This is a genomic window from Aurantimonas sp. A2-1-M11 (assembly GCF_036549475.1).
Classification (GTDB): Bacteria; Pseudomonadota; Alphaproteobacteria; order Rhizobiales; family Rhizobiaceae; genus Aurantimonas.
Genome location: NZ_JAZHLI010000006.1, coordinates 122024 through 132445, shown reverse-complemented (window position 1 = coordinate 132445; position 10422 = coordinate 122024). Strand labels below are relative to the sequence as shown.

At 68.5% G+C, this 10422-nt stretch carries 13 protein-coding genes; 5 read left to right on the top strand and 8 right to left on the bottom strand.

The window, feature by feature from the left end; translation table 11 throughout:
- Positions 1–1108: 1108 nt before the first annotated feature.
- The 3 genes from VQ042_RS04740 to ygfZ are packed head-to-tail and all read right to left on the bottom strand — an operon-like array spanning position 1109 to position 3182.
- Positions 1109–1624, bottom strand: a complete 516-nt coding sequence (locus VQ042_RS04740; RefSeq protein ID WP_331816092.1) for a tyrosine phosphatase family protein — start codon at positions 1622–1624, stop codon at positions 1109–1111.
- Between the two features lie 32 nt (positions 1625–1656).
- Positions 1657–2310: an HD family hydrolase gene (locus VQ042_RS04735; RefSeq protein ID WP_331816090.1), complete on the bottom strand. Its 654-nt coding sequence runs from the start codon at positions 2308–2310 to the stop codon at positions 1657–1659.
- Positions 2307–3182, bottom strand: coding sequence for a CAF17-like 4Fe-4S cluster assembly/insertion protein YgfZ (gene ygfZ, locus VQ042_RS04730; protein ID WP_331816088.1), 876 nt, complete (start codon positions 3180–3182; stop codon positions 2307–2309). Before ygfZ ends, VQ042_RS04735 begins: the two co-directional genes overlap by 4 nt.
- A 74-nt stretch (positions 3183–3256) precedes the next feature.
- Between ygfZ and VQ042_RS04725 the strand changes: the two genes are divergently transcribed.
- Positions 3257–4612, top strand: a complete 1356-nt coding sequence (locus VQ042_RS04725) for a dihydroorotase (RefSeq protein WP_331816086.1) — start codon at positions 3257–3259, stop codon at positions 4610–4612.
- A 65-nt stretch (positions 4613–4677) separates the two neighbouring features.
- The gene (locus VQ042_RS04720; RefSeq protein ID WP_331816084.1) at positions 4678–5241 is read left to right on the top strand and encodes an ankyrin repeat domain-containing protein; all 564 of its coding nucleotides are present in this window, start codon (positions 4678–4680) and stop codon (positions 5239–5241) included.
- A gap of 19 nt (positions 5242–5260) precedes the next feature.
- Here the strand turns inward: VQ042_RS04720 and VQ042_RS04715 are convergent, their stop codons facing one another.
- The 4 genes from VQ042_RS04715 to VQ042_RS04700 form a co-directional block, all read right to left on the bottom strand.
- A complete protein-coding gene (locus VQ042_RS04715; protein ID WP_331816083.1) occupies positions 5261–6169 on the bottom strand; it encodes a hypothetical protein in 909 nt (302 codons plus the stop codon).
- Positions 6170–6237: 68 nt separating this feature from the next.
- Positions 6238–6498 carry a hypothetical protein gene (locus tag VQ042_RS04710; protein WP_331816081.1) on the bottom strand — a complete coding sequence of 87 codons (261 nt, stop codon included), beginning with the start codon at positions 6496–6498 and terminating at the stop codon, positions 6238–6240.
- Between the two features lie 104 nt (positions 6499–6602).
- Entirely contained in the window at positions 6603–7157 is a 555-nt protein-coding gene (locus tag VQ042_RS04705) for a TIGR02301 family protein (protein WP_331816079.1), read from the bottom strand.
- Positions 7158–7165: 8 nt separating this feature from the next.
- Complete coding sequence (locus VQ042_RS04700) at positions 7166–7594, bottom strand: NUDIX domain-containing protein (RefSeq protein WP_331816077.1); 429 nt, start codon at positions 7592–7594, stop codon at positions 7166–7168.
- A gap of 82 nt (positions 7595–7676) precedes the next feature.
- Here VQ042_RS04700 and VQ042_RS04695 point away from each other — a divergent pair, with 82 nt between their 5' ends.
- Genes VQ042_RS04695 through VQ042_RS04685 form a run of 3 tightly spaced genes read left to right on the top strand, consistent with a single transcriptional unit; the run spans position 7677 to position 10143 of the window.
- Entirely contained in the window at positions 7677–8426 is a 750-nt protein-coding gene (locus VQ042_RS04695; protein ID WP_331816075.1) for an SOS response-associated peptidase, read from the top strand.
- A gap of 24 nt (positions 8427–8450) precedes the next feature.
- A complete protein-coding gene (locus VQ042_RS04690) occupies positions 8451–9488 on the top strand; it encodes a M42 family metallopeptidase (RefSeq protein WP_331816073.1) in 1038 nt (345 codons plus the stop codon).
- A gap of 40 nt (positions 9489–9528) precedes the next feature.
- The gene (locus VQ042_RS04685; protein ID WP_442880031.1) at positions 9529–10143 is read left to right on the top strand and encodes a LysE/ArgO family amino acid transporter; all 615 of its coding nucleotides are present in this window, start codon (positions 9529–9531) and stop codon (positions 10141–10143) included.
- Between the two features lie 16 nt (positions 10144–10159).
- Here VQ042_RS04685 and VQ042_RS04680 read toward each other — a convergent pair whose 3' ends face one another.
- The gene (locus tag VQ042_RS04680) at positions 10160–10351 is read right to left on the bottom strand and encodes a hypothetical protein (RefSeq protein WP_331816070.1); all 192 of its coding nucleotides are present in this window, start codon (positions 10349–10351) and stop codon (positions 10160–10162) included.
- Positions 10352–10422 lie beyond the last annotated feature (71 nt).

The following is a 10422-nucleotide window of genomic DNA, read 5'->3' as shown; positions in this document are numbered from 1 at the left end:
ACGCCACGAAGGGTACCATGCGGGTAACTTCCGGGAAGAGCCGGGTGCGGGAAAGCCGCATGCCCGGATCTGTGAGGGCGAAGCCGAATAGCCGAGCTACTCGACCACGACCGCTGTGCGGTACCGCACTTCTCGTCCGCTGCGCGAAATTCTCCGACCACAACGGCCGGGGGACTGGTGCGACGAACGTGCTCCAGCTTCCGAACTGCTTTCGGAGCGCGGACGAGTTGGGGCGCATCGGTGCAGTTCTTGCGACGCTCCGCGACGACGTCGACGCTGCGGGCGGAAACAGCGTCCCCGTGGTCGCTCGCCTTGCTCGAGCGCTTCGCAGTATACGGGACTCGTGCTCGCGCGTTGTGCTCCGAACGACGCGGCATCAGGCCCGAGCGAACATGACACGCGCCGGCTTTGCGGACCTCGATGGGCCACCGGACGATCGGGCGATTATCGATGTCGCCCTGACAGTAGCTGCGAGCATGGGGCACCGCTCTACCGACTCTCAAAGCGCGTACGGACGGACATCGCGCGGTTGGCAGGCGGCGCCGGTGGCTTTGCCCGACCCTGCATCGCTGGGGGCAGTCCAGATCGGACCGTCGATGCGGGGGAAGCTGGCCCGCGGGGAGCCGCTTAGTCTTCTCGCCGCGATGTCCGAGCGGCGGCGGCGGCAGGAGGCGGACGACACCGTCGTGACTGCGCTCTCGCCGCTCAGCATTTGACGCCTGAAGGCGACCGAGACCGGACGGCTGCAAACCGTCGGGGAGCACGCGATAACGCCAGTCTTCGCGGGTGCCGGGGCCGCATACGGGAACCCACTCTGGTGCCGGAACCCCACGTGTTCGCCGCTCATATCACCTGTACGATCGGGGGGCAGCGAAGGTGATGCGGCTGCTGGGCCGATCGCTCCACAATTCAGTCGAGCCGGTGTCGGGAAAGCAAGCGGCAACTTCGAGATAATCGCAAGGTGGTGACCGATCCAGCAAACCCGTGGCGATCTTTCAGCCCACGGCGGCGACGGCCGGTGCGCCTGCCCGCCGGATCTAGCCGGCAACGACCAGCGCCAGCAGGACTGCCCACACGAGGGTCGAATAGAGCTTGGGCTATTCGCGGCTTACAGCGTCAGCGGCAACACGAACGGCGTGCCGGAAAACGCATCCGCGCCGCGGCCGATGGAGCGGATGGCGTCGACCATGCGGCCATTGCGGCCGAGGCGGTCGTCGGCGAAGGCGACGAGGCGGGCGTTGGGCGTCGCGGAGGGGGCGCGGCGGCGCAGTTCCTCGGCCAGGGCCTTTTCGTCGAGATCGGGATTGATCGCCATGGCGGTGATGTAGGCGGCGGCGGTGGAGCGGCTGATGCCGGCAAAGCAGTGGATCGCGAGGGGCTTTTCGTGGTTCCAGCGGGTGCCGAATTCCAGCAGTTGGTCGACATGGTGGACCGCCGGGGCGGTCATCCCGTCGATCTCCTCGACGATGTCGTTGAAGCCGAGGAAAAGGTGGCGCGCTTCCGCGATGGACGGCGGGCGCGGCACCTGCGTATCGGCATTGATCAGCGTGACCAGGTCGAGCGCGCCGTGATCGGCGACGGTCATGTGGAGATCGGCGAGGGACGAGACGACGAGATAGGACATGGCTTCACATATCGCGCCGGCGGGCGCGATTGTCACCCCTGGCGCGACGCTTTGGCCGACAGCGCGCCATCTGCGCCCGCATGGGCGGCGAGCGCGGCGTCCAGTGCGGCGAAGCGGGCTAGGAACGCTGCTTCCGTGGCCGCGGTCGGCACCGGCGTAAAATCGGCCGCTTCCAGCAGGACCGGGCCGGGTCGGCCGAAGAACTGGGCCGCCTCACGCTCGTCGAAGCCCGCCAGCAGCGTCGCCTCGTGATAGGCGGACAGCCGGTCGGCGGCCTTGATCGCCTTCTCGACCGCCGGGGGCAGGGTCGCCGGCAGGGAAAAGCGCAGATGCAGCGCCGCCTGCAGCCGCTTCTCGACCTGCCTGTAGTCGCCGCCCATGACGCTCTTGAAGGGCGAGATCATGTCGCCGATGACGTATTCGGGGCCATCATGCAGCAGCGCGGCCAGCCGCCAGCGCGGATCGGGCTCGCGGCGCGCGACGATCGCCTCCACGATCAGCGAATGCTGGGCGACGGAAAAGGCGTGATCGCCGCGGGTCTGGCCGTTCCAGCGGGCCACGCGCGCCAGGCCATGGGCGACGTCCTCGATCTCTATGTCGAGGGGAGAGGGATCGAGAAGGTCGAGGCGCCGGCCTGACAGCATTCGCTGCCACACGCGCTGCGGCCTGGAATCGGTGCGGCTCATGCCTCGCTTCCCGCCGGGTCTGTACCCGCAGGGTCGGCATTGGCAGGGTCGGGCAGGGCGAAGCCGGCCCAGGGCGGGATGGTCGCAGTCACCGGCACGCCGTCCGCCGACAGGTCTTCTCCCCGCGACAGGGACGCCGCCAGCCGGTCGATGCGCATGAAGCCGAAGCCCTCGGTGTCCTGTGTTGCCAGCACGGTACCGATGGTCTTGCCGCCGGCCTCGATATTGGCGCCGCGCGTCAGATGCCGTTCGCCGGAGAGCAGCATCAGCCGCCGCCGTGCCGTGCCGCGATGCTGCATGCGCGAGACGACCTCCTGGCCGACGAAGCACCCCTTGTGGAAGGAGACGCCGCCATTCTGGTCGAACAGCACGTCATGGGGAAAGACGTCGGAGCCGGGATAGTCGGTCTCGGCCTCGGCGATGCCGGCGCGGATGCGGCGGATGCGATAGTCGTCGGCCGACGCTTCGGCAATCCCGTCCGGCGCAGTGCCGTACAGCCGGGCCATCTCGCCTTGGGGAAAACGCCGATCGGCGTAAAGCTCGGGCGCGGCGAGGCCGGGCGCTTCCCATACCGCCAGGACGGGCAGATCCAGCGCATCGATGCCGACCTTGGTGCGCAGCTTGTAGAGCGTCAGCCGCTTCTTCAGGTCGTTCGCCGCCGCCGCCGCTGCGTCGAGGCGAAACCCGTCCGCCTGTCGGCCGATCAGGAATTCGAACAGGATCTTGCCCTGGGGCGTCAGCAGCGCGCAGGGGCGCATCTCGCCGTCGCCGAGATGGTCGAGGTCGGCGGTGACCAGATTCTGCAGAAAATGAAGGGCAGGCTCCCCGGTGACGGTAAGCAGGCTGCGCTCCGGCAGGCGGACATAAGGCATGGACGGCTCGCTTGTGTGATCCTGCCCGTTTACGTAAGCCGGGCACACCAGAGGGACAAGCACGGAACGACGCCATGGGAACGACCGCCAGCAACGCCGCGACCTTCGAAACGATCCTGAAGGGCGGCATCGTGGTGAACCAGGACGGGGCCGGCCAGCGCGACGTCGGCATTCGCGACGGGCGCATCGCCGCGATCGGCACGCTGGACGCCGCCTCGGCGGGCGAGACGGTCGACTGCACCGGCCTGCACGTCCTGCCCGGCGTTATCGACAGCCAGGTGCATTTCCGCGAGCCCGGCGCCACCCACAAGGAGGATCTGGAGACCGGCTCGCGCGCCGCGGTCCTGGGCGGCGTCACCTGTGTCTTCGAGATGCCCAACACCAATCCGCTGACCATCAGCGAGGGGGCGCTGGCCGAGAAGGTGGCGAGCGGCCGTCACCGGATGCATTGCGACTTCGCCTTCTGGGTGGGCGGCACCCGCGAGAACGCCGTCGACGTCGCCGAACTGGAGCGCCTGCCCGGCGCGGCCGGCATCAAGGTGTTCATGGGCTCGTCGACGGGCTCGCTGCTGGTGGAGGACGACGAGGGCGTGCGCGAGATCCTGCGCCGCACCCGCCGCCGCACGGCCTTCCATTCCGAGGACGAGTTCCGGCTGCGCGAGCGCGCTGGGCTCAGGGTCGAGGGCGATCCCGCCTCGCATCCGGTCTGGCGCGACACGGTGGCGGCGCTGCAATGCACCGAGCGGCTGGTCGGCATCGCCGAGGCGGTCGGTGCGCGCATCCACGTCCTGCACATCTCGACGGCGGAGGAGATCGCCTATCTCGGCGCGCACAAGCGCAACGCCACCTGCGAGGCGACGCCGCATCATCTGACCATGACCGCCGACGACTATGCCCGGCTGGGCACCAAGCTGCAGATGAATCCGCCGGTGCGCGAGAGCAGGCATCGCGACGGCATCTGGCAGGGAATCGCGGCGGGCGTCATCGACGTGCTCGGCTCCGACCATGCGCCGCATACGCTGGAGGAGAAGGCTGCGGTCTATCCGAAATCGCCCTCGGGCATGACCGGCGTCCAGACCCTCGTGCCGATCATGCTGGACCATGTCGCCAACGGGCGGCTGAGCCTGGCCCGGTTCGTCGACCTGACCTCGGCCGGCCCGCAGCGGATCTTCGGCCTGTCGCGCAAGGGGCGCATCGCGCTCGGCTACGACGCAGACTTCACCATCGTCGACCTGAAGCGCCAGCAGACGATCACAGATTCCTGGATCGGCTCGCGCTCGCAATGGACGCCCTATGACGGCAAGGCCGTGACCGGCTGGCCGGTGGGCACGATGGTGCGCGGCCGGCGCGCCATGTGGGAGGGCGACCTCGTGGCACCTTCGACGGGCGAGCCGGCGGAATTCGTCGAGACGCTGGCGCCGCGCGCCTGACCCGGGCTGCGGCCCGGCGCACGCCTTGGCATCGGCGGCAGACTGCTTAAGTCGGCATGGTGCCCATGCAAGCAATCGAGGAGACGACCATGCAGGACGAGGCGAACGGTCCGGCCCCGGAATTCGACGAGGAGACGCTGGCGCTCGCGGCCATGGTCTTCGAGGCGGCGCGCCGCGGCGATGCCGTCGCCATGGCGGATTTCCTCGACAAGGGGTTGCCGCCGAACCTGCGCAACGACAAGGGCGACAGCCTGCTGATGCTGGCGAGCTATCACGGCCATGTGGAGCTGACGCAATTGCTGCTGACGCGCGGCGCCGATCCCTCGCTTACCAACGACCGTGGGCAGACGCCGCTGGCCGGGGCCGCCTTCAAGGGCGAGACCGGGATCGCGCAGCTGCTGCTCGACCATGGCGCGTCCGTCGACGGGACGGGACCGGACGGGCGCACGCCGCTGATGATGGCGGCGATGTTCAACCGCACTGCGATGGTGGAGACGTTCCTGGCGCGCGGCGCCGATTTGAACGCCCGGGCCGTGGACGGGATGGATGCCCTCGGCGCGGCAAAAGCGATGGGCGCGCAGGACACCGCCGCGCAGATCGCGCGGTTGAAGGCCGAAGCGACCGGATAGGCAGGGGTCGGAAGCCGGCTCAGTCGCCGGCGACGAAGAATTCCAGCCGACCGTCGGGCGAGATGCCGACCCGGTAGAAATTGTAGGCGCCGAACTCGCGCATGGCCTTGTAGTCGCCGGCGGTCACCAGCTCGAACAATTCCACCAGCTGCGGCTTGGTCAGGGAATCGATCGGCCGCTGGGTGAAGTACGGCCAGACGAAGATCTCGTCCTCGGTGCCCGGCTCGACCCGCGCATGGCCGGACTGGAGCACTTCGAGCAGGATCGCCAGAATCTCGATGCCCTCGTCGTCGCCGGATGCCGATTTCAGGAAGGCGATGGGGTCGTCGCCGGCATTGCCAAATGACAGGACCGTGCCGTCGGCGCCGCTCTCGATATAGGGCGCCAGCTTCTCGATCTCGCCGCTTCGGGCGATGGCGATGAGCCGGGCGCGCAGATCGCGGACCGGGCGCGGCAGGCCGGAATCGCCATAGGCGATCTCGGAGGGCAGGGCGGTGGCCGGGATCTCGGCCGGACGGTAGTGGCTGGCCGGGCCTTCGGGGTGCGGGCGGTTCGGGTCTCGCGGTGTCCAGCCGGCGGGCTCGCCGGGCGGATCCTGCGGGGAGACGGCATCCGGCGGCGAGTCGCCATCGCGTTCGTCCGGGGACGCGGCGGGCGCGTCCGTCGGTTCGCCCTCGGCCTCGTCTTCCGGCGACATCGGCACCTCGCCGGCATCGGTGCCTTCGCCAGGCAGATGCGGCCGCGCGTCGTCGTTCCGGTTGCCCGGCACTTCCGGCAGGGGCGGCAGCGGGACGGCGATGATGCCCTCGCGCGAGTCGGAGCGGCCCTCGACGGAATCGATCTGGGAAAACGCCAGGGCGCCGTCCGCGCCGAGCCAGATGAGCGCGAAAGCGGCAAGGCCGAGGGCATGGGTCAGGCGCGTCGGCACGACGGACCTCCGATGCGTTGGACGGGCGGATGCGGCCGACGGGTCAGGCCGCAGAGGGGGCGGACGCGCTACTGCAGGATCCGGTCCGGGCGGAACTCGCCAAATTCGATCCGCTGGCGCAGGGTTTCGACCATCTCCAGGACGTCGTCCTCGCCATGCCGGCGCACCAGCTCGGTCAGGGCGGTCGCAATGGCCGTCTCGGCGAGGATCTCTGCCTCGATGCCGTCGGAGATGCCGTCGGCCCAGGCCTCGTTGTGATACTCGAATGCGACTTGCTTCTTTTCGGCCTGGATCATCTCGTCCAGTTCGGCGCTCTGCAAATCGATCATTCCGATTCCCTCAATTCCAGCCATTCAGCTTCACGTCCCGTTAAGGTCCTAGCACGATCCGGGCGCGGACTGGGCCGCGGTTTTTCCGAACCGTTAATCATCGGTTAATTTCCGTATCTGGCGCTGATTTCCCGCGCCAGAGTCACCCCTTCGCCCTGATAGCGGTTCACCGCGACCCGCGCGGCGGGGGTGCATTCCCTGTAGGTCGATTCGAACGCCCGGTAGCCACTGTTGAAGCTGCCGACCAGATAGCGGCGGTCGGCCTCTCCGGGCGCCTGCGCCGCCAGCAATTCTTCCATCTTGACGCGCCAGACGGCGCCGTCCTCGTCGCCGCACAGGGTTCGCAGGAAGTGCACGGAGCCCAGGATCGACGCGAGGCGGCCCAGCGGCTTCATGAACGGCGCTTCGCTGCGCACGGCAAGCGGGGCTTCGGGCGCGGCCTCCTCCGGCGCGCTCTCCTGGGCAAAGCCCCGGTGATCGACCGCCACAAAGCCGGCGAGGCACACCACCATGACGGCCATCGCCGCTGTCTTCATTCGACGCATGGCCGATGTTTCGTCCTTCGTTAAGACAATTGCAACGATCGGTCCGGCGCAGAACCGCTTATCTCCCGCATCTGCGCCATTCGCGCAACAGAAATCGCGCCGAACGGCGTCCATCCGGTCTGTCAGCTTTCCGCCAGCGTGGTGAGGACCTTCGTCGCGACAGCGTAAAGACCGGGCGTCGTGCGGCCCGCGGCGTCGGCGGCCCGGAGCTCCTGCATCGTCAGCCAGTGGAGCGCCGCCGCGTCGTCCGCCGCCGCCAGCGTGGCATCGGCGCCGAGCCGACCGCCGAAGACGGCGATCACCGCATGGAACTGCGCGTCGATCGCCTCGTGCAGGGTGACGAAGGCGAGGTCGCCCGCCGACGCACCTGTCTCCTCGGCCAGTTCGCGCCGCGCCGCATCGGCGACCGGCTCGCCGAAGCGCACCTTGCCGCCCGGCAGGCTGAGCAGGCCGGCAAAGGGCGCGCGGCCGCGTTCGACCAGCAGCAGCCGGTCGCCGCGAACCATCGTGCAGGATACGGCGAAGAGCGGGCCGGGGGCGTCATCGCTCATGCGGCTGTTTCTCCCTGGCCGGAGGTCGCCCACCGGCCGAGTTTGCTTGACAGAACGCCGGCTCTGCGGCTCAAGAACGGCCATGTGCGGACGTTTCACCCTGACGGCGCCCCCGGACGAGATCGCCGCGCTGCTGGCACTGGCGGAGCTCGACCCGTTTCCGCCACGCTACAACATTGCACCGACCCAGCCGATCCCGATCGTCATCGGCGGCCAGCCGGAACGGCCGGGCGCCAATCTGCCGAACCGCGCGGCCCTGATCGTGCGATGGGGCCTGATCCCCTCCTGGGTCAAGGACGTGAAGCGGTTTCCGCTGCTGATCAATGCCCGCGCCGAGACTGTGGCCGAGAAGAACGCGTTTCGCGGCGCCATGCGCTACCGGCGTTGCCTGGTGCCGGCGACCGGCTTCTACGAGTGGCGGCGGCTGGGCAAGGCGAAGTCCGAGCCGTATTTCCTGCGTCCCGCCGACGGCCGGCCCTTCGCCTTTGCCGGGCTGATGGAGACCTATCTGGGACCGGACGGCAGCGAGATCGACACGGCGACCATCGTGACGACGGCGGCCAACCGGAGCCTCGCGCCGATCCATGACCGGATGCCGGTGGTCGTCGCGCCGCGCGACCATGAGCGGTGGCTGGACTGCCGGACGAACGATCCGGCCTCGGTTGCCGACATCCTGACCGGTGCCAACGATAATTTCTTCGAACCGGTGCGCGTGTCGGACAAGGTCAACAAGGTTGCCAATACCGGCCCCGATCTCCAGTTTCCGGTGGAACCCGAACCCGCCGAGGATGCCGGCGATCCGGCCGGCCCGGTCCAGCCCTCGCTCTTCTGATCTATCAAACAGGACGATAGCCCCGTGAACACCGATCTTCTGAAACGCCTGTGCGAAACCCCCGGCGTGCCGGGACGCGAACACCGCGTGCGCGACCTCATCATCCAAGAAGCCGAGGGGCTCTTCGACGAGATCCGCGTCGACACGCTTGGCTCGCTGATCTGCACCCGCAAGGGCAAGGGCGAGAACCCGCAGAAGGTGATGCTCCTCTGCCATATGGACGAGATCGGCTTCCTGGTCAGCCACGTCACCGACAAGGGCTTCATCCACATCGATCCGGTCGGCGGGTTCGACCCGCGCAATTTGTTCTCGCGCCGCGTCCTGGTCTGCACCGACAATGGCGACCACAAGGGCGTGATGAACGCCGAGGGGAAGCCGATCCACATCCAGTCGCCCGTAGAGCGCAAGAAGATGCCGGAGCCGAACGAGTTCTTCGTCGACATCGGCCATGGCGCCGCCGCCAAGGACATGGTCCAGATCGGCGATTTCGTGGTGATGAACGAGCCCTTCGAGGAGATGGGCGAGAAGATCGTCTCCAAGGCGCTCGACAACCGCATCGCCTGCTGGCTCGGCCTGGAAGCGGTGCGCAAGCTGGTCAAGGCCGGCGAGACCCACGATTGCGAACTGACGGTGGCCTTCACGGCCCAGGAAGAGGTCGGCCTGCGCGGCGCCAAGACGGCGGCCTTCGGCGTGCAGCCGGACATCGGGATCGGCGTCGACACGACGCTGGCCTGCGACACGCCGGGCGTGCCCGAAAAGGACCGCACCACGGTTCAGGGAAAGGGCTTCGGCCTGCACCTGAAGGATGGCTCCTTCATCGCCGACATCGATCTGGTGCGTGAGATCGAAGCGCTGGCCCGGTCCAAGGACATCGCCTTCCAGCGCACCATCTTGGCCCGGGGCGGGCAGGACGGCGCCGCGGTGCAGCAGTCCGCAGCCGGGGCCCGGGCGGTCGGCATCGCCGTCGGCACCCGCTACATCCACACCGTCGCGGAGATGATCGACAAGCGCGACCTCGTCGCGGCGCGCGAGATCCTGACGGCCTTCATCGCCGCCCATTGAGGCGATTGCGGCCGGAACGGGAGACGCGCATCCGATGGAGCTGATCGCCGCCGGCGGGCGGGGTTTTGCCCTGGGCCTCGGCCTGATCGTGGCGATCGGGGCGCAGAACGCCTTCGTGCTAGAGCGCGGGCTGGTGCGCAATCACGTGCTGGCGGTGGTGCTGGTGTGCGCGCTGGCGGATGCGGCCCTGATCGCCGCCGGCGTCGCGGGGCTCGGCACGCTGATCACCGGCGCGCCGGACTTGGTGCGGCTGGTGACGCTGGGCGGGGCGGCCTTCCTGGCCGTGTATGCGGCGCTTGCCCTGCGGCGGACGCTGCACCCCGATGCGATGGCGGTGCGCGGCGGGCGCAGCATGAGCCGGCGCGCGGCGGTCGGCGTCGTGCTCGGCCTGACCTTCCTCAATCCGCATGTCTATCTGGACACGGTGGTGCTTCTGGGCAGCCTGTCGGCCCGCTACGAGCAGGCGGCCGAACGCACGGCCTATGCCGGTGGGGCGATGCTCGCCTCGGCGGTCTGGTTCGCGACACTGGGCTACGGCGCGCGGCTGCTCGCGCCGGTGTTTGTCAGACCCGCCGCGTGGCGGGTCCTGGATGGTCTGATCGCGGCGGTGATGGCGCTCCTGTCCATCACCTTGCTGATGAGCGTGGACCTGTAAGGTCCGCGCCGATCGCTCAGTGAGCGGCCGTCAGGTCGTGGGGCGCACGATTGTCGGTGCGCACCTCGATCCGCTTCTGCTTGCAGCAGGCCTGGCTGGCGGCCGCGATGGCGCGGTTGCCGATCTCGCGATAGTTGCGCTCGAGAAGGATCTCGCGCTCGCGCTCGCTCCTGGAGCGAAATTCGATGGTCTTGCTGCTGCTGCTCATGGCCTGTCTCGTTGGCTGGATGGGACTGCGATCAATGGCCCCGATTGCGACAGTTTAGCGGCCATCGCTAA